General features: G+C 51.1%; 16 protein-coding genes and 1 other RNA gene. 4 read left to right on the top strand and 13 right to left on the bottom strand.

Features of this window, described 5'->3' with window-relative positions; translation table 11 throughout:
• Nucleotides 1-118: 118 nt before the first annotated feature.
• From IE055_RS04105 to IE055_RS04070, 8 genes are all read right to left on the bottom strand, one after another.
• Complete coding sequence (locus IE055_RS04105) at nt 119-1,216, bottom strand: SMP-30/gluconolactonase/LRE family protein (protein ID WP_229794122.1); 1,098 nt, start codon at nt 1,214-1,216, stop codon at nt 119-121.
• Nucleotides 1,216-1,980, bottom strand: a complete 765-nt coding sequence (locus IE055_RS04100) for an SDR family oxidoreductase (protein WP_189398710.1) — start codon at nt 1,978-1,980, stop codon at nt 1,216-1,218. The genes IE055_RS04105 and IE055_RS04100 overlap by 1 nt, the downstream gene beginning before the upstream one ends.
• 64 nt (nt 1,981-2,044) lie before the next feature.
• A complete protein-coding gene (locus IE055_RS04095) occupies nt 2,045-2,563 on the bottom strand; it encodes a DUF1993 domain-containing protein (protein ID WP_189398709.1) in 519 nt (172 codons plus the stop codon).
• A gap of 40 nt (nt 2,564-2,603) precedes the next feature.
• Nucleotides 2,604-2,945 carry a zinc ribbon domain-containing protein YjdM gene (locus tag IE055_RS04090; RefSeq protein WP_189398708.1) on the bottom strand — a complete coding sequence of 114 codons (342 nt, stop codon included), beginning with the start codon at nt 2,943-2,945 and terminating at the stop codon, nt 2,604-2,606.
• Between the two features lie 103 nt (nt 2,946-3,048).
• Entirely contained in the window at nt 3,049-4,977 is a 1,929-nt protein-coding gene (gene acs, locus IE055_RS04085; RefSeq protein ID WP_189398707.1) for an acetate--CoA ligase, read from the bottom strand.
• Between the two features lie 15 nt (nt 4,978-4,992).
• Nucleotides 4,993-5,490: a hypothetical protein gene (locus tag IE055_RS04080; RefSeq protein ID WP_189398706.1), complete on the bottom strand. Its 498-nt coding sequence runs from the start codon at nt 5,488-5,490 to the stop codon at nt 4,993-4,995.
• A 102-nt stretch (nt 5,491-5,592) separates the two neighbouring features.
• Complete coding sequence (locus tag IE055_RS04075; protein WP_189398705.1) at nt 5,593-7,329, bottom strand: sodium:solute symporter family protein; 1,737 nt, start codon at nt 7,327-7,329, stop codon at nt 5,593-5,595.
• A gap of 2 nt (nt 7,330-7,331) precedes the next feature.
• Complete coding sequence (locus tag IE055_RS04070) at nt 7,332-7,586, bottom strand: DUF4212 domain-containing protein (protein WP_189398704.1); 255 nt, start codon at nt 7,584-7,586, stop codon at nt 7,332-7,334.
• Between the two features lie 126 nt (nt 7,587-7,712).
• On the opposite strand from IE055_RS04070, the gene IE055_RS04065 reads away from it, so the two are divergent.
• Complete coding sequence (locus IE055_RS04065) at nt 7,713-8,360, top strand: response regulator transcription factor (protein ID WP_189398703.1); 648 nt, start codon at nt 7,713-7,715, stop codon at nt 8,358-8,360.
• 8 nt (nt 8,361-8,368) lie between these two features.
• Here IE055_RS04065 and IE055_RS04060 read toward each other — a convergent pair whose 3' ends face one another.
• The 3 genes from IE055_RS04060 to IE055_RS04050 form a co-directional block, all read right to left on the bottom strand.
• Complete coding sequence (locus IE055_RS04060; protein ID WP_189398702.1) at nt 8,369-9,361, bottom strand: MDR family oxidoreductase; 993 nt, start codon at nt 9,359-9,361, stop codon at nt 8,369-8,371.
• A gap of 33 nt (nt 9,362-9,394) precedes the next feature.
• Entirely contained in the window at nt 9,395-12,916 is a 3,522-nt protein-coding gene (locus IE055_RS04055) for a PAS domain-containing hybrid sensor histidine kinase/response regulator (protein WP_189398701.1), read from the bottom strand.
• 196 nt (nt 12,917-13,112) lie between these two features.
• Entirely contained in the window at nt 13,113-14,447 is a 1,335-nt protein-coding gene (locus tag IE055_RS04050; RefSeq protein WP_189398700.1) for a DcaP family trimeric outer membrane transporter, read from the bottom strand.
• Nucleotides 14,448-14,618: 171 nt separating this feature from the next.
• On the opposite strand from IE055_RS04050, the gene IE055_RS04045 reads away from it, so the two are divergent.
• From IE055_RS04045 to ssrA, 3 genes are all read left to right on the top strand, one after another.
• Nucleotides 14,619-16,490, top strand: coding sequence for a DUF294 nucleotidyltransferase-like domain-containing protein (locus IE055_RS04045; protein ID WP_189398699.1), 1,872 nt, complete (start codon nt 14,619-14,621; stop codon nt 16,488-16,490).
• A 6-nt stretch (nt 16,491-16,496) separates the two neighbouring features.
• Nucleotides 16,497-17,198: an exonuclease domain-containing protein gene (locus tag IE055_RS04040; RefSeq protein WP_189398698.1), complete on the top strand. Its 702-nt coding sequence runs from the start codon at nt 16,497-16,499 to the stop codon at nt 17,196-17,198.
• A gap of 206 nt (nt 17,199-17,404) precedes the next feature.
• Nucleotides 17,405-17,761, top strand: a transfer-messenger RNA (tmRNA) gene (gene ssrA / locus IE055_RS04035).
• Between the two features lie 327 nt (nt 17,762-18,088).
• Here ssrA and IE055_RS04030 read toward each other — a convergent pair.
• Together IE055_RS04030 and IE055_RS04025 are read right to left on the bottom strand one after the other, a co-directional pair.
• Nucleotides 18,089-19,366 carry a type II toxin-antitoxin system HipA family toxin gene (locus IE055_RS04030; protein WP_189398697.1) on the bottom strand — a complete coding sequence of 426 codons (1,278 nt, stop codon included), beginning with the start codon at nt 19,364-19,366 and terminating at the stop codon, nt 18,089-18,091.
• Nucleotides 19,363-19,683: a helix-turn-helix transcriptional regulator gene (locus IE055_RS04025; protein ID WP_189398696.1), complete on the bottom strand. Its 321-nt coding sequence runs from the start codon at nt 19,681-19,683 to the stop codon at nt 19,363-19,365. Before IE055_RS04025 ends, IE055_RS04030 begins: the two co-directional genes overlap by 4 nt.
• Nucleotides 19,684-19,766: the final 83 nt, after the last annotated feature.

Genomic DNA, 19,766 nt, shown 5'->3' with positions numbered 1-19,766 from the left:
GAAGTTAATCTGGCTAAGCGGGCTATCACGCGGACAGTCGGAGGAGTTGCGCAGCCATCATTAACGGTTAATGACTGATTTTATTGCGCTTTTTTAATCTGGCCAGCGCTGCTAGGTTTTACAGACCGCCCAGATCCAATTTGGCGTACTTGGCTAAAAACGGCGCAGTAAGACTGGTTACATACAAATGTGTTTCCGATTCAAGCGCGCCGGTGGTGGTGTAGACTTTGCCACTTGGTGAATGAAGATTCGCAACCACCTTCCCATTGCCATCGATCCCAATTACCATGCCGTATAGACCAACCTGAGGCCGCATAAACGCAGGCAGGCGTTGGACCATTTTGCGTAAACCCGGCTTACCGGCCAATCGGTCTAAAATCGAAGACCTAGGCGCAGTCAACCCAATCCAGAAACGCCCATCGCGACCAGCATGAATATTGTCTGGGAACCCCGGAATATTATCAATGATCACGTCGGTTTGCCCTTGCCGCGCACCACTCAGCCAGTATTTATGCACACGGTACTCACCCGTCTCGACGACCAGCAAATACGCACCTTCAGGTCCAAGCGCCACGCCATTGGCAAACGTAAGTCCATCTAGGAGGGTAGTGGTCGCGCCAGTTTCAGCGTTATAAACCAGAACTCGACCGTTGTCGCTGTGCTCCATGATATCCAGCAGACTCGCTTCCAACGTGCCGTAATGCTCCTCGGCACCGAAACGCGTGGACGCGTCGGTAAAGTAGACTTTGCCATCGGGTGACACCGCAACGTCGTCGGCATAGCGAATCGGAATGCCGTCCGCCTGATCGGCGACCACGTTAATCTCGCCCTGTTGGGTTACTTTTTGCAAACCTAGATACGCATTGGCAACCCAAACGGTATTGTCTGCATCAATATCCAAGCCTAATGGGCGGCCACCTAAATCCAACCATGGTTCTAGGGCATCATCAGTCTGATTCGATCGGAGCAGCCAACCCTCGTGCGTGGTGACATACAATCGACCATCTCGGTCGAACGCCGCCGCTTCCGGTCCATGCAGCTCAGGCAAGTTCAGCTTGGTGGGCTTATCCAGTAGGTCGTTAGCACTAAACTCACCGGTATAGCCGGGAGACACCGGTGCCTTCCAGGCCTTGGGCTCGACCGGTACCGGCCACAAAACAAGGTACATGCTGCAAAACAGCAACATCAACCCGGCGATGCGAATCCAGGGCATCATTAGATGGTGAATCCGCCATCCACAACAATGCACTCACCCGTTGTATAACTACTGGCATCCGAGGCTAGGTAAAGTACTGTTCCGGCCATTTCACTGGGCTCGGCATGACGCCCCATTGGAATCGTCGCGAGTGCCATTTTATGAATTTTCTCATTTTCGAATAGCGCGCCTGCAAACTTAGTTTTGGTCAGCCCGGGCAGTAACGCATTAACACGAATATTGTGTGGTGCACATTCTTTGGCAAAGGCTTTAGTCATATTGATCACCGCGGCCTTCGATATGGAATAGATGCCCTGCTGAGGCCCAGGCTGCAACCCGTTTATCGACGCGGTATTGATAATGCAGCCACCACCGGCATCGCGCATCATTTTTCCGGCCTCCACTGACATAAAGAAGTAGCCGCGAATGTTCACTTCAACCGTCTTATTAAATGCCCCTAAGTCGGTATCCAAAATATGCCCAAAAAATGGATTCGCCGCTGCATTGTTCACCAGGATATCCAACTTGCCATGTGTTGATTTGATCGATTCAAAAGTCGACTTAATATCATCCATGTCGCCGACATGACACGCCATAGCCTCGGCCGACCCGCCAGCCGTTTTAATCTTGGCGACGACTTCTTCACAGGATTCCGCACGCCGACTCGATACGATTACATGCGCGCCTTGTTCAGCAAACAATTCGGCGATGGCTTCGCCAATTCCGCGGCTTGCTCCGGTAACAAGGGCAACTTTTCCGCTCAGATCAAATAAGTTAGTGGACATCAAAACTCCTCATCTTCTTCTAGTTTATATAATGTTCTTTTAATTCTGTCAGCATTGCGAGCGCTCACACACCGATTCTCATACGTCCCAAGAAGTCGGCTTTACCCAGTGGTACGCCGTTGTGACGTAAAATATCGTACGCAGTTGTGGTATGAAAATACAAGTTCGGGAGCGAGAACGACATAACAAAGTTCTCTGCCGTGAACGGTAACTCATAGTCTTTGAATTTAAAAATCATGGACTTTCCACTCAGGTTCTCCACATGACTCGGGTCCAGCGTTTCCAGTTCGGACTTGGTTTGAATCAGCATGGCTTGCAAGCCACTGTAATCACGCTGCTCCGTGGTGCTGGGCGGTGTAAACACGCCACTCTCGATACCGCTTAGCGCGCCCAGCGTATGAACCTCGACACAGTTTACCTGAAACAATAACGGCAACATGTTTTCATGCAACCTGGCTTTCACAAAATTGTCTGGGTCCAAGTTATTTTCTGCCGCGAATTCTGCGCCTTTGTTCATCACGGTGATCATGCCGTCAATGGCTTGTTTGTACGACCCAATACTTAAATCATAAAACGTCGTCATGGTTTCTTCTCTCCTGCTTCGATGGTGAAATGGCTTTTGTTTATAGTTTTTTTACGACCGATGATTTTAGTTTCATCGCCCCAAAGCCATCGAGTTTACAGTCAATATCATGACCGTCAACGACATACTCGGGGTCCAGCACCCGAATATTCTTGGCTTTAGTCCCCATTTTAATGACGCCAGAACTGCCCTTTATTTTGAGATCTTTGATCACTGCAACGCTGTCGCCATCCTGCAACAGATTACCATTTGCACACCGTACTTCGAGCGCGGCTGACTCAGCGTCAGCGTCCCATTCATGTGCGCATTCAGGGCAAATCAATAAGGATCGATCGGAGTAAACATACGAGGATTGGCATTTCGGACAGGGAGGAAGAGACATACCGCAAATTCGGACCAATGAACAAAACAAGCCCGTAGTATCGCAGCAATCCCGCTGCGATACAAAGCAGATTGTCTAACTGGCCATCGCGCCCAGAAAGTGGTTACCGACGACTAATGAGGTCGTCGACCACGCTCGGGTCAGCCAAGGTGCTGGTGTCACCGAGTGAACCATAATCGTCCTCGGCAATCTTACGCAGGATACGCCGCATAATTTTGCCTGAGCGTGTCTTCGGTAACCCTGGTGCCCAATGAATGACATCGGGCGTCGCAACCGGGCCGATCTCTTTACGTACATGTTTGATCAACTCGGCTTTAAGTGCATCCGAATAATCCTCGCCTGCCATCAATGTGACATAGGCATAAATACCCTGCCCTTTGATGTCATGTGGATAGCCAACCACCGCAGCTTCTGCCACGGCTTCGTGCAACACCAATGCACTTTCCACTTCGGCCGTACCCATACGATGACCGGATACGTTGATCACGTCATCCACGCGGCCCGTGATCCAGTAATAACCGTCCGCGTCGCGACGACAGCCGTCGCCGGTGAAGTAATAGCCCGGGTACATGGCAAAATAGGCTTCGTGGAAACGCTTGGGGTTGTTGTACACACCACGCATTTGTCCCGGCCAGGAACGTGGAATCGCCAAGTTACCCGATGCTTCACCTTGCAGCACGTTGCCTTCGTCATCCAGCAAGGCCAGTTCAACACCAAAGAATGGCAATGAAGCTGAACCGGGTTTCGCTGGTGTCGCGCCTGGCAAAGGCACAATCATGGCACCACCGGTTTCAGTCTGCCACCAAGTATCCACGATCGGACACTGTTCATTGCCGACCTTATGGAAATACCATTCCCACGCTTCCGGGTTGATCGGCTCGCCGACCGTACCCAGAATCCGTAGACTGGCGCGCGACGTGGTTTCAAGATATTCATCACCGGCACCCATCAGCGCACGCAGGGCGGTCGGTGCCGTGTAGAAAATATTAACCTTGTGTTTGTCGACCACTTGCCAGAACCGACTGGCGTCTGGGTAGGTTGGTACGCCTTCAAAAACCACCGTCGTTGCGCCGTTACTCAATGGGCCGTAGGTCAGATAAGTATGGCCGGTAATCCAGCCAACATCCGCCGTACACCAGTACACCTCGCCTTCCTGGTAATCAAAGATGTATTTGAAAGTCATGGTGGCGGTGAGCAGATAGCCGCCAGTCGTGTGCATCACACCCTTGGGGGTACCGGTCGATCCTGAGGTGTAAAGAATAAATAAGGGGTCTTCTGCGTCCATCTGCTCTGGTTCACAGGAAGTCTCTTGGAAGTCCACCAAGTCGTGATACCAAACATCGCGGTCATCCTGCCAACCAACCTTGTTTCCAGTAACTTGGCAGACCAATATCTTCTCTACAGAGGGCGTGCCCTCGCAGGCTTTATCCACGTTTTTCTTCAACGGAATCGGTTTGGCGCCACGCAGACCTTCGTCCGCCGTGATCACGAGTTTACACTCAGAGTCATTGATGCGACCGCGCAGTGCATCAGGAGAAAAGCCACCGAACACCACCGAATGAATAGCGCCGATGCGGGCGCAAGCTAACATGGCGTATACCGCTTCCGGAACCATCGGCATGTACAGGCACACACGGTCGCCCTTCACGATGCCCAGTGACCGCATGGCATTCGCCAACTGGCAGACTTTGTCGTGCAAGGTCTGATACGTGATGTGCTGGCTAGCATTAGGGTCGTCGCCCTCCCAAATAATGGCGGTTTGCTCAGCGCGCGCGGGTAAATGGCGGTCAATACAATTGTAGGCAACGTTCAATTTTCCACCGGCGAACCACTTAATGTCTGCCGTGTGAAAATCATACTTGCTGACGGTATCCCATGGTTGGTACCAGTCTAAATGTTCTTCGGCCTGCTCTGCCCAAAATGCATCGGCATCATTGAGTGAGCGATCGTACATCGCCTGGTACTGTTCCTTGGTGACATGCGTAGTCGCTTTTATGGCGTCGAAAACTGGGTAAATCTTAGCTTCGCTCATAATTTCGTGTACTCGTTATTTTCGAAAATCTTTGTTAAAGGTGGTTTGGTATTCACCGAATCCCATGCTGGTCTCGGCAAAGTAATGCGCATCGTTTGCGCGCAAGGCGACTCGGACCACCGTTTCAGGCGCCACATCAATTGTGAGCGGCATTCCCCACAGGGTTGATGTCGCGTCGAGTTGGGTAAATTTGACCGGCGTCACTTGTTCGCCACTCGCCATTACAAAACCAGCTTGAGCCTGTTGCAGCGGATGACTGGATGTCAGTTGCAACTGCCGACCCGAGTCCGCAGACACCAGCGTCAGACTGGATTTGAAATCGGAATTCGCCAGGTCGCAGCGGCCACTGGTGTAACGGCAATTTGAATTCGCTATCAAAGGATAAGCCTGGCCCTCGACCGCTGCGTGCGGTTGTTCGCGGACCAGTAAATCAACCAGATAGTAACTGCCTATTGCCAAAACAGGCGTCACAATCATGGCAGTGATGACGTGTTTATTTTTGAAAAAATTCATAAATAGTTGGTCTGAGTAAAAAACTTATCCTCCTTGCTAAAGGAGGATAAGTCAAACAAAGCATGACTCGACGTGCAGCCCCCTGCATCGAGTCATACTGGCTTAGTGGGACACTGCTGTGCCTTCACCGTGTGGCGACCGTACATAGTCAACCAACTCTTGGATTTCTTGTGGTGGTTCTGCGGTTAGTTTGCAGACGGTCACGGCCACGATCAGGTTAACCAGCGCACCAACTGCACCAAATGCATTTGGCTCAATGCCGAGGAACCAGTTCGGGCTCATATCACCCAAGAACGCGGTACTTTGCACAAACATGAAGCCTTTATGCTGGAACACGTAGAACAACGTTACCCCAATACCTGACAACATACCTGCGATTGCGCCTGCGGTATTCATGCGTTTGTAGAAAATACCAAGCATTAGCGCCGGGAAGATAGACGACGCGGCCAGCCCAAATGCCAGCGCCACGGTCCCAGCTGCGAAATCCGGCGGGTTAAATCCTAGATACCCGGCCAGCAATACCGTAAAGGCCATGGCGACCCGAGATGCATTCAATTCGCCTTTCTCTGAGATATCAGGTCGAAATACACCCTTGAGCAAGTCATGTGAGATCGCGGATGAAATCGCCAGCAGTAAACCTGCCGCTGTGGATAAGGCCGCGGCCAAACCACCTGCTGCTACCAAAGCGATAACCCAGTTAGGCAGACCTGCAATTTCCGGGTTCGCCAACACCAGAATGTCGTTATCAACTTTAACCATTTCATTCACGGCTTTATCTGCGCTGTATTGAATCAGGCCATCGCCGTTCTTATCTTGATACTCAAGCAAACCGGTTTTTTCCCAATTCTTGAACCATTGCGGCCGCTCGTCATAGGCCAGATAGTTACCAGGCGTTGGCTCAATGGTGCTCATCAGATTTAAACGCGCCATACCGGCAACCGCTGGTGCTGTGGTGTACAAGATGGCGATGAACACCAGTGCCCAACCGGCAGATTTACGTGCGTCTTTGACACTGGGTACGGTGAAGAATCGAATAATCACGTGTGGCAGACCCGCCGTACCGATCATCAGCGACATGGTGTACACAAACATATTCAGCGTACTTCCCCTGGTCGAAGTCGTGTATTCTGCAAACCCGAGTTCGGTCACCACTTGGTTCAGCTTATCCAGCACGTACGTGCCATCGGACAACAGAGTGCTGCCCAAACCCAGTTGTGGGATAGGGTTACCCGTCAATGACAGAGAAATAAAGATCGCTGGAATGGTGTAGGCGAAAATCAGTACCACATATTGTGCGATCTGAGTATAGGTAATCCCTTTCATGCCGCCTAAAACAGCGTAGATGAATACGATCACCATGCCGGTGGTTAAACCAGTTTCATATGTGGTTTCAAGGAAGCGACTGAATGCCACACCAATACCCTTCATTTGGCCAATTACGTACGTCACCGACGCGATAATCAAACAAATAACAGCCACAATACGTGCTGCTTTGGAGTAGTATCGATCGCCAATAAATTCCGGCACGGTAAACTTACCGAATTTACGTAAGTAAGGTGCGAGGCACATGGCCAGCAACACGTACCCACCTGTCCAACCCAGCAGAAACACGGAGCCGCCGTAACCCTGATAGGAGAAACCGATTAGACCGGCCATCGAAATAAACGACGCCGCAGACATCCAATCCGCCGCCGTGGCCATGCCGTTAGAAATGGGATGTACACCACCGCCGGCAACGTAGAAATCTTTGGTGGAACCGGCTCTAGCCCAAAAGGCAATACCAATATAGAGCGCGAAGGTTAACCCAACAACGATGTAAGTTAAGGTTTGTAATGCCATGACTACTCACCTCCAACCGCAAATTCGTCGTCTAGGTCACTCATCTTCTTTGCATAATAAAAGATGAGTACAACGAACATATAAATTGAGCCCTGCTGAGCGATCCAGAACCCAAGCGGATAGCCGCCAAGACTGAATTGATTAAGCGTATCTACGAAGACGATACCACCCAGAAACGGCACCACGAACCAAATTGCTAGCAGCTTCAAGATCAAACTCACATTGGCTTTCCAATAAGCCTCAGCTTTGTCTTTCATGGCTATTTTCTCCATCACTATATTATTGTAGGACTTAGGAGTGTACGCCGCCTGTTGAATACCGAGTATTCGACAATAGTAGTAGGCCACTTGCCAGAAGCTTATGCGCCTCGCTATAGTAACGTTATGCCGTACCAAGTCTTAATAGCCGACGATCATCCGCTTTTTCGCGAAGCACTGGCTAGCATCATCTCGATGACGCTTCCAGACTGTTCTCTACAACAAGCCACCGATTATTCAGAAGCGCAGCAAGCGCTGTCGAAATCCGCATTCGATCTCGCATTTGTCGACCTGAATATGCCTGATTCCAATGGCCTCACTGATCTTGCATTGCTTAAGAAAATGCACCCGGATTTACCGATTGTGGTGGTGTCTGCGCACGAGGAAGCCGAGGTCATCCGTACTTGCATCGGACATGGTGCAACGGGCTATATCATTAAGTCGTCTGGCCCGAATGAAATCAAACATGCCATTCAAGCTGTTCTCAATGGAGAGACCTACTTGCCAGCAAACATTGATTTGCAGGTAGAGACCCCGGACCCAGAGGCCGATGCAGTGTCACGCATCAGCAGCCTGACACCGTCTCAGTTAAAGGTGTTGATCGAGGTCGGAAAAGGCAAATTGAACAAGCAAATCGCGTACGACCTAGCAATTTCAGAAGCGACCGTCAAAGCGCATATCACCAGTGTGTTCAAGAAGCTTGGAATCAATAACCGCACGCAAGCGGTGTTGTTTGCGCAACAACACCAAGCCAAATACCCAAGCCTGCGTTAAACAGCGGATCAAGCATTGACATCAATGACCACGCGTCCACGCAGTTGACCAGCAAGCAAATCCGCCGCCAGACTGTGGATCTCGCTCATTGGTTTGACACTGGTTGCCAGTTTCAGCTGGTCAAAGTCGAGTGTCGACGCGAGTGCCTTCCAGGCCCGCTGGCGATGCGCTTGGCTTGCCATGACGGAATCAATGCCTCGCAAGGTAACGCCCCGCAGAATAAATGGCATAACCGTGGCTGGCAAATCACTGCCACCTGCCAGCCCACACGCCGCGACAATGCCATCACGTTTGGTTTGCGCAAGGACAGTCGCCAGAGTTTGACCACCAACGGAATCAATCGCCGCCGCCCATTGCTCTTTTTCCAGCGGTCGTGACCGAGCACTCAGCGCATCCCGAGGCAGCAGTGCACTGGCACCCAGTTGACGCAGATAGTCGTGCATTGACTCGCGCCCAGACACCGCGGTCACCTCATACCCAAGTTTTGCCAACAACATAATGGCGACAGACCCGACGCCACCCGAGGCACCCGTTACCAAGACCGGTCCGGATACAGGCGTCACGCCATGATCTTGCAAGGCTAATACACTCAACATCGCAGTGTAACCTGCGGTGCCGATAGCCATGGCCTGTTGCTCACTGATGGCATCCGGTGTGCGCACCAACCATTCCGGTTTTACAGCCTGACGTTGGGTATAGCCGCCCCACTCTGTTTCTGAGAGACCAAATCCGTTCACTAACACCCGGTCGCCAACCTGCCAGTCGGCTGAGTTAGACTCGACAACTTTGCCAGCCAAATCAATACCACAGACCATCGGCAGCCGTCGGCAGATCGGCGCACTGGCCGTGACCGCAAGTGCGTCTTTGTAGTTGAGTGACGAATACGCAATCTCGATCTGGACGTCGTACTCAGGCAAGTCGGCCACTGACATTTTTTCAAGCGTAACGGTTGTCCCGTTTTCCGCCGCTCGTGCTATGACAACATTAAAAGTTTCGTTCATTTGTGCTCCGTCTGTTTAACGCAAGGGATACCACTACCCCGCTTCTTGTTCACGCGCGCCACCACCCAGAATCTGGATCAGTAAATTGCGCAAGCTTTCTGGTTCAATCGGTTTCGCAAGATAGTAAAACCCAAGCCCCTGTGCCTTAGAACTCAGAGATTTGTCTTGTTCAGCAGTGACCAGCACACCTTCCGCCGGCTGCGTATCTTCCAATGCAGTCGCCATGCAGAGAAAGTCCAATCCGGTCTCTGAATAATCCAATCGATAGTCTGCCAACAGCACGTCAAACGGCTGTGAACTGATCAATCGCAGCCCTTGCTTATAGGTACTCACGGACTCGACCACGCAACCCCAACCTTCGAGCAAGGTGCGCATCGCCTCTAGAACACTTTGGTCATTGTCCAGACATAAGATACGGGCACCTTCCAGCCGCTCGACGTCGGTCAAAATCACATCCGACGTCATTGTTGGCGCCAGTGCGACGGACTCACGCACGTCCAGCTCGACCGTGAATACGCTGCCTTCGCCGGCCTTGGAGTTAACCGACACGTTTAATTCCAGCAGCCGGCTGATCCGCTTGACGATCGACAACCCAAGCCCTAACCCGCGCGCGTTCTGTTTATTGCCAGATTTGATCTGATAGAACTCGGTGAAAATGTTACCTAGATGTTCTTCAGCAATACCAACGCCGGTGTCGCACACGCTCAATGCCACGCGACCGCCTTCTCGCAGGTCGGTTTTGACCACCACAGAGCCGCCCGCACGCGTGTAACGTAACGCGTTGGCCACCAGGTTCTGCAATACCGAGAACAACAACTGTTTGTCGGTACGCACCGTCACCTTGGCGACCTCATGGCTCAAGTTGACGCCTTTATCGTTGGCGCTCGGCTGCAATTCATCCAACAAATTAGCAACAAAATGCTGCAGACAAAATTCAGTCGGTTCCGGCTGGATACCACCGGAATCCAGCTTGGAAATGTCCAGCAGCGCGCGCAATAATTCGTTTGCTGTAACCAGAGACTGATCCAAACTCTGGGCCAGCTTCTCGACCGCCTCTGGCTCATTTCGACGCTCGGCAATACTGTGTGTGAAGAGTCGGGCCGCATTAATGGGCTGCAGTAGATCATGGCTGGCGGCCGCTAAGAAATGGGTTTTGCTTCGGGTATTGCGACGCAACTCCTCGGTTAACACTTCTAACTCACGCGTGCGTTCCTGTACGCGATCCTCCAATTCCTCATTCGCCTGCCGTAACAACTCGGAAGCACGCACGCTGTCGGTAATGTCCTCATAGGTTGTAACGAACCCGCCACCAGGCATCGGCTCACCAGTGGACTTAATAATGCGTCCATTCGGTCGGTTACGAACCATTGAGTACGACGCCCGCTTTTGCAGATACCGTAACCGCTTAGAGATCTCGCTTGCATGATCTTTGCTACCAAAATCACCACGTTCAGCGTTATACCGCAGCACATCGCGTAGCGGTTTGCCAACATAAATCAGGTCGTCCGGGTATTCGAATAATCGCAGATAACGATCATTCCAGATGACGAGATTAAGGTCCGCATCCACCACCGAAATACCGTGCGTAATATTCTGCAGGGTGGTTTGCAAGAGGTTGCGATTGAATTGCAGAACGCTGGAGGTTTCATCGACAAAATTAGTGACCTCTTCCAGGTAATCGTCGTCATGCAGCAAGGTGTCTGAGATCACCTTTTGCGCAGAGGTCGTGCCGATCACACCGGCAATTGCCGTCTGCACCAGCGCAACCAGTTGTCGATCGGCCTGCGCACTGGAAGAAACCTCCACACCGAAGCGTGATTCATACTGGCGAAACACCGCATCGGTATTGCGCACACCGATAATCGGTTCCGCCAGAATTCGTAGCGCGTCCGGGTGGACCAACGATGTCTGATGCCCGGTAATGCTCGGGTCCGGCAAACGATTGGTGCCCGCATGGTAAAAGCGGCTGGCTTGTATACGTTCTATCACTGTCTGCGGTTCACGCAGCGAAAACCACAGAATCAAGCTGACGTTGACCACCAGACTCCACACCACGCCGTGCGTCAAGGCATTGCCCATATCGATCCCGAGCAGGTGCTGCGGATGCAATAGTGCATTATCACCGAACCAGGCGAGTACCACCGCATCGCTCAGAATCGTTGGTAACATTAAGGTATACGTCCACAAAGACGCGCCACCAATCAGCCCCCAGAAAATACCCTTGCGGTTAGCTCGTTGCCAATACAAGGCGCACAGCACCGCTGGCAGAAACTGTACAATCGCAGCGAACGACACCAACCCAATGTTGGCCAACTGGGCGTTATTGTCGATCAAAATATAGTAGCCATAGGCGCCTGCGATAAGCCCCACAATGGCAATACGACGGATCATTAAGACAATCTCGTTGAGATTCTCTCGGCGCAGAATGTCCAGCCGTTTGAGATTGATGAGGTACGGCATGACCAAGTCATTGCACACCATGGTGCTGAGACTGATTGCCGCCACAATCACCATACCCGTAGCCGCCGACAGTCCACCAATAAATGCCACCATTGCCAGCGTCGAATTGTCCGCACTTAACGGCAGAGATAACACGTACAGATCCGGCGGGTTGTCGGGCAACAACACCATGCCGCTCAAGGCGATGGGAATGACGATCACGCTGGTGAGAATCAGATACACCGGCATGATCCACATGGCGGTCTTGAATTGGCGATAGTCGCGCGCTTCAACGATTGCCACCTGAAACTGCCGTGGCAGCAGCAGGATGGCGCTGATGCTAAGTAGCGTCTTGGTGATAAAACTGGCCCAGGTCGATTTATCTTCGGCCAGAGCGTTACTCACCGACGCACTGGATACGAACTGCGACACATTTTGGTTAGAACTGTTGTCTAGCAGTAAATACACTGCGTAGTAGCCCACCGCCAGAATAGCAATCAACTTCACCACACTCTCAAATGCGATGGCCAGGATCATGCCCTTGTGGTGTTCGCTGGCATCCAAGTGGCGAGTGCCAAACAAAATGGTAAATAAAGCCAACACGGCCCCAGTGGCGAGCGCAACATTGTCAGAGAGAAACTGACCAGAAATGTTGGCCGCAGTGCTCGACGATCCAGCCAGAACCAGATACGACATCGACACTGCTTTGAGCTGCAAAGCAATGTAAGGCAAAGACCCAAACACGGCAATGATGGTAACCAGAATACCGATCCGGCGATCTTTACCAAAACGACTGGAAATAAAGTCAGAGATAGATGTGATACGGTTCTGCTTGCAGATCAGAATCATGCGCCGCACCAAGGGGTAACCAAACACGAACACCAAACAGGGGCCGAGATAGATGGCTAAATAGTCCAACCCATCCACCGCTGCTGTACCAACCGCGCCATAAAAGGTCCAGGACGAACAGTACACCGCCAGCGACAAGGCATACACCAGGTTGCCATTGCTGTTTATGTCGGGATTGTGATGGTGTGAATCGCCATAATACGCAATCAGAAACAGCGCAAATATGTACACAAACCCAATAATGGCGATGGATTCGACGTTAAACATTTACCCTCGTTGGCATAGTAGGTTTTTGGGGATTCCGCTCGGCGTAGGCGAACAGAATACATTACCAGACTGGTCGACGTCACCGTGGCATACGGAAAATCGAGTCGCGATAAAAAAAGATCGAGGTAGGAATCTATCCTACCTCGATCTCTAAGACTCCGCGCCGCTGGCGCATAGGAAGCGCTAGGTCAACTTGTTAGAATGCATACTTTGCGGTTACTTGGAATCGGTTGAGTTCGCCATCCAAGCCATTTTCCAGTTCTCGGCTAGCCTTAATAACGGCGCCGCCAAACGTCAGCTTGGGTGTTGGTGAATACATCAGATTAACTTCAAAGTTTTCGACGGTTTCAGTATTACTGGAAGCCAACCCCGGTGCTAGATCCGCGGTCGAGAGCGCATACTGGAACGTACTGCGCAACTTGTCTGACCACAGCTGACGATACGCAATGTAACCCCCGGTAATGTCCGTCAGCTCAAGATTACCAGCGGCATCAATTCCGCCATCGCGGAACGCATTTAATGCGATGTACCGACCCAGATTACCGTGCGCGATCGAATAGCGAATGTCATTCCCGTTCGCAAACACCACCTTACCCGCAAGGTTCAAAGCAAAGCCAAATTCATTCTCACTCAGACTCCCGTCATCATAGCTAACTTCGCGACCCAGTGCTGAAACAGCATAAGAGTGGCCACCAGACGCGCCGTTGTAGCGAAGCACGATATCGGGCACACCATTGTCATCAAAATTACTCGCCGCAATACCAGAACCGCCATCAGACAAACTGGTCGAGGGATTTTCTGCCGACATCATGAATGAGCCAGATCCAAGTTTCTTGGTCCAGCGAATCTGCGCTTGGCGATTAAAGATGGTGCCTGACGTAGGGCCGATAAAATCAACCGCCTCGGGCAATGCGCCAACATTAAAGAACGTGCTCCAAGTTTGACCAACCAGTAGCGACGCATTGTCTGAGTATCCCCAGTCCAAGAAGGCGTGACGAATTCGCGGATTGGTTGAGTTTGAAACCCGCTCATCACCGCCGCCGCTAAGAAAATCAAGTTCAACGTGCGATTTGATCACACCGACATCCGTATTGGTCGCCGTCTTAAAGAAGAATCGAGACGTTTTAACGTGTGAGTCAAATTGTGCGCCCTCGCCGACACCGCCGACTGGGATGGTACTTGGGACCAAGATCTCATCACCAATATTGGCCGGACGCGGACCATCATTGTAATCACTGTACATGCCGTCCACTTTTATAAAACCACCGTAGGACAGCGTGGTGTTGTCACCAATCTTTAAATTGTCTTTTGGAGCCGCTTTCGCGACGTCGGCAACCTTATCGTTGACCGCGCCGACCTGTGCAGCACGCTCACCTTTTTCTTTCTGCAACAACGCTTTCAATTCCTGTAACTGTTGCTCCATCTGCTTAACACGTTGTTCAAGTTCCGCGTCGGCAGCCAATGCTGCACTCGGGGCAGCAGTGAGGGTTGACAAGCCAAGACAGAAGCTTGCTATCAGAGTTCTCTTCATGGTGGTTTCCTCGCATTATTAGTGTAGTTTGGTCACTATGACCAAGCACAATGCTGAACGCTATTAGCCAATAGTCTAACTAAGACTAAAGTCTTAGATCCGCGCCTATCGAGGAGCAACCCAAATGTGCTAGCGTGATTGCAAGTCACCCTAATTGCCGTAGCGCGAATTATGAATACGCCAGCGAATACGCCGCCCGAACTGCAGGAGATCATCGATTTTCTGACCGATGTTCGTCCATTCGATCAACTCCCAAACGACGTGTTGATCGACGCGGCGCGTAAAATGAAGACCACCTACCATCGTGCTAATAGCGAAGAGCAAATCCTCGATTACGAGAGCCCAACGCTGTTTATCGTGCGTGCCGGCACATTCGATGTGCGTGACGCCGATGGCAGTCTGATTGATCGCGTCGGTATCGGCGGATTCTTTGGCTTTCTGTCGCTCCTAACTGGTGACTCTAAGGGCCATACGCTGCACGTTTACGAAGACGGGCTGTTACACCGCCTTGATCAACAGGCATTTCGCGAGTTACGCGCTCAAAGCGCGGAGTTCGACCTGTTCTTTAATCAAGCGTTCGAGAAACGACTGCGGGTCGGGCAATCACGACGCAAAGAAAACAGCGCATGGGCCACGCGGATTGCCGAGATCATGTCGCCGCGCCTGATCTCGGTGTCACCAAACACCAGCATCTATGATGCCGCTCAGACAATGACCGCCGAAAACGTTGCCTCATTGCTGGTCATGGATGGCGACACACTGGTTGGTATCTTTACCGACAAAGATTGCCGTAAACGTGTTATTGCAAAACAAGTCGACATCCATGCCCCCATTTCCGCAGTCATGACCAAACAACCGATCACAATAGACCACGCATCCATGGTGCACGAGGCATCCATCACCATGAGCCGGCACCAGATCAAGCATCTGCCGGTGGTGCGCCAGAACCAGGTCATCTCGATGGTCACACTCAGTGATTTGATTCGTCTACAACGCGCGGATCCGGTGTTAATCATTGACCAGATTCACAAAAGCAAAGATGTCGAAAATCTGCAAACCATTACTGCCCAGATTCCCGAATTGTTGTTGTATTTAATTAAGATGGATGTGCGTGCTGACGATCTTGGACGCATTCTAACCTCGGTGACCAGTGCGCTGACGCGACGCCTAATCACGCTAGCCCAAGACCGACTGGGTCCCGAACCAGTGCCGTTTGTGTGGCTGGCATTTGGGTCGCAGGGGCGTCAGGACCAATCCGCCAAATCCGACCAGGATAACGGCCTACTGCTCGACAATCGCGCCAGCCCTGAACACGACGCCTATTTCGAGGCACTGGCCAAATTCGTCAACTACGGACTGGATGCATGCGGTTACGTCTACTGTCCAGGTGATGTCATGGCGCAGAACAAGCAATGGCGAATGCCGCTGCACGGATGGCAAGATACGTTTAAGAATTGGATTCTGGAACCGACCACGCACGCCCTGATGCACACCAGCATCTTCTTTGATCTGCGAGATATTTACACCAGCAAAGGCGGCGAAACACTGCTAGCCGAACTGCAGGACACGATACTGCCAGCCGCGCGCGGGAACAGTATTTTCTTGTCCATGCTGACACAAAACGCCATTGAGCTCACACCACCGCTGGGCTTTTTTAAGCAGCTGGTGGTTGATAACAGCGGAGAACACAAAGACACGCTCGACATTAAAAAACGCGGCATGATGCCGATCACCGACATCGCCAGAATACATGCCTTGGCGCATGGCGTCTCTGCGGTCAACACCCGTGATCGCCTTAACGCATTAATCACTATGAACGCGATTAACGAGCGCGACGGCAAAAACCTGCTGGATGCGCATGAGTACATAGCACATCAGCGTTTACTGCATCAGGGTGAGCAACTTAAGCGCAGTCAAATACCTGACAACCATCTACGCCCCAAGGATTTTAGCGCCTTAACCGTGCGCCATTTGAAGGACGCCTTTCGCGTGGTGCGAGACGCGCAAAGCGGACTGAAACAAACGTATTCCAGCGGTCTCTAACAGAGCATGTTTGAGTCGATTGCCCACACGCGGATGACCCGGCGACGCCGTAAAGCACAAAAGTTGGCGTCTCAAGACAGCATGCGCAACTATCTAGCAACCGCCTTGCCGCACCCGAATCACGCTGCCTGGCAATGCGACTACCTGGTTCTGGACTTAGAGATGTCTGGATTGGACCCAGAACAGAATCACATTCTCAGTGCTGGCTGGGTTGTCATCGAGAATGGCCAAATTTGCCACGACAGTGCTCAGCATCACTATGTGGCAAGCAATGAAGCGCAGCTGGACTTGTCTGAATCCGGCCCCATTCACAAGATTAGCCACACGGTATTGTCGTCCGGCAAGGCACTGAATACGGTATTGGATGCGCTGTTGTTCCAACTCGGCAGTCGTGTATTGGTCGTACACCACGCGCCGCTCGACATGCGTTTTTTAAATACTGCCTGCGAACAGATTTACGGTGTACGGCCCTACTGCCTCGTGATCGACACACTACGCAACGAGCAATTAAAACTGTCACGCCAAAACCGACTGGATGGTGCGTCTCTGCGATTGCACGACTGTCGACAACGCTACAACCTGCCAAGTTATCAAGCACACAATGCCGTAATTGATGCGCTGGCGACAGCGGAACTCTGGTTAGCACAATTAACGTATGCGGGTCCCAATGGTGGCCGAGAAGACCTGCGTTTGCGCTTTTTTGGATAGCGCTTCAGGCCCGCAGTAACACCTATGAGGGCGACAGGCTGGTGATCTTCACCGCAGCCAAGCACTCCTCGCCCGGCGACTAAATTGGCAAATTCTGTTTGATTCCTGCGAAACGCCCCCATATACTGCGTAACCCGATTGGCACACCCAATTTCGAACACATTCCAAACACCAGCGCCACGCGCTTTTGTTTAATGCAAGAAAATGGGGGCGACATGGCTTCGACATGGGTCGCGAAACCTTCGGTGCATGTAGAGCATTGTGGCTTGACTCTTAAATCCAGCTGCAAAAGTTATAGTTGCAAACGACGATAACTACGCACTAGCAGCTTAGGCCGCTAGGGTCTCACCAGAGTTGTTCATGGCTTCGGATTCGAGATCTCATCTCACATGAAATCGCGCGTAGCTTGTGTCGATTAAGCTGCCGTTAAAACGCAAGTCGACTCACCCTAGACCGAGTGCGTTTGTCCAGTTGGTCAGGGCTAAACTAAAGACAAACTAAACATGTAGATCCGATGAGCGGAGGGCTTATGGACGCGGGTTCGATCCCCGCCGCCTCCACCAAATAAAAAAGACACCCTTGGGTGTCTTTTTTATTTGGGCCGGACGTCCGGGTGAGAACCCGCAATCCGGGCGATGCACCTGGACGTGCGAGTGTCGTGGTAGCGCAGGATGCGCGTGAACGACCGACGCGCCAAAGGCGCTAGTGCAGCGCGAGGCAAAGCCGAGTGCTGGAGATCTAACTCAGCAGGAATTCCCATCTAACAATCGACACCCAAGGGTGTCTTTTTTATTTGGGCCGGACGTCCGGGTGAGAACCCGCAATCCGGGCGATGCGCGTGAACGACCGACACCCAAGTGTGCCATTCTTATTTACTCCCCAGACCATCACTAACCAATCCGAAAATTAGAATTCAGCCTACCCCAGTGTTCGGCAAGCTTAATTTTATGTTCTTCATTCATTGGCAAATCTTTGATAGCCTTTGGCCAAACTGTTCGCGCTCTATCTAATGTGTCCTCAAGATGAAATCGAACAGCTTTCCAAGGAACATCCGCCTTTTTAGCCCATGCTTCGAAATGTGAATAGTTCACGTTGTACCAATTCTTTTCTTTATTTAAATTCAGAGCGAAGTCCTTTTCGCCGTCAATATACACAAGCGTGGTCACAATATCGTACGCGGGCGACAGCTTGGGTGTTCTCATATCAGGATAAATCAGGCTCCAGTTTTTTAAGTGTGCATCGCCATTAGCAAGCAAAATGTTAACCAATAGTCGTCTGGCGAATTGCTGCACGTCGGCCAATCGATCGCCCGAATATTGGTAAAGCACCTGAGCAATATTTTCATAATTAGCCGCGCCGTATTTTTGATAAGGCTGTTTGACTAACACTTGGGCGAAATCCTCCATATGAACCCGTTCATCACCATTTCTATCAAATCGCTTAATTGCAAACGCAAACGTCTCATTGGGCAACTTGATCGATGGCAGATTATCGAGCTTATCCAGTTCCACCAGCTTCATATCAGGCACGTCAACACCGGCCAAAGAAGCTAACGTCATAGCCGTAAATTCGTTTTGCGGCACGTCTTTATACTGTGTAGACGGGGTTTTGATTATCCAATCACCCAAAGCACCATCTTTAGATAAGTTATACCGCCCATCTTTTGCTCTCATCGAAAACTTCATCTGCACACCGGCCAGCGAAAATTTATTCTCCTGCGCTCGCTTTTCGTAAAAACTATCGTCAAAGTCAATCGCCCTAACCTCGCCTAAACGCAACAACACATGATGTGGCACTTCACTAGGATCTAAGGTTGTGGCGACCAGAGCACCAGGTAAATCCTCACCTAGATAGGACAATATTTGAAAGTCGTTATCAATATGTACTTTCAACGCTTGAGCTATCAACTCGCGTAATACACCTTCGGGCAGTAGATTTGAGAGTACCGGGTGCAACCGATGGTTGTTGTTCCACACCCCGGAAACCAACGCTTGTGACTTAGGAAAACTAGGGTGCGTAATTAAACTAAACGTTGGGCGATTAGGATCATGCTGAAATTCTTGGGAAAAAATAAGGCTGTTTTTTCCGTTTCGAAAACCGGCCAGATACCCAACTAATGCGCCATGCAAACTAAGCTTTAGAAAATTCACGTCATTATTCACGCTCATGAATGGTCCTCATCATCGCTCAAAAGATCACTCCATGGATCGTCTTCTAGGCTTTCGGTTTGCATGTGTTTTTCTAACTGACCACTACCGGAATCTTCCAGTAATGCCGTTACCGCAGCGACCTTCTCTAAAGGGATCAACATAAGCTCACTATTTAAGCCAGCCGCCACCAACTCCAACGTCGCGAGACGTGGATTCCCCTTTGACTCTAAGCGTTGATAAACCTGACGCAGTATGCCCACTCGGTCTTGCATATCAGTTTGTGTAAAACCGAGTGCTAAACGTCTTTTTTTAATCTGCTTTAGTAGAGAGCTCATTACCAACACTGACGTTGCAAACAATAAAGAAGCATATTAGCTTCATGTCAAAATGATAGCAACTTATATGATTCTTTTTCTGA

It is taken from the genome of Arenicella chitinivorans, assembly GCF_014651515.1.
GTDB lineage: Bacteria > Pseudomonadota > Gammaproteobacteria > Arenicellales > Arenicellaceae > Arenicella > Arenicella chitinivorans.
The sequence above is the reverse complement of the archived record's forward strand: the minus strand, read 5'-3'. Positions and strand labels throughout refer to the sequence as shown.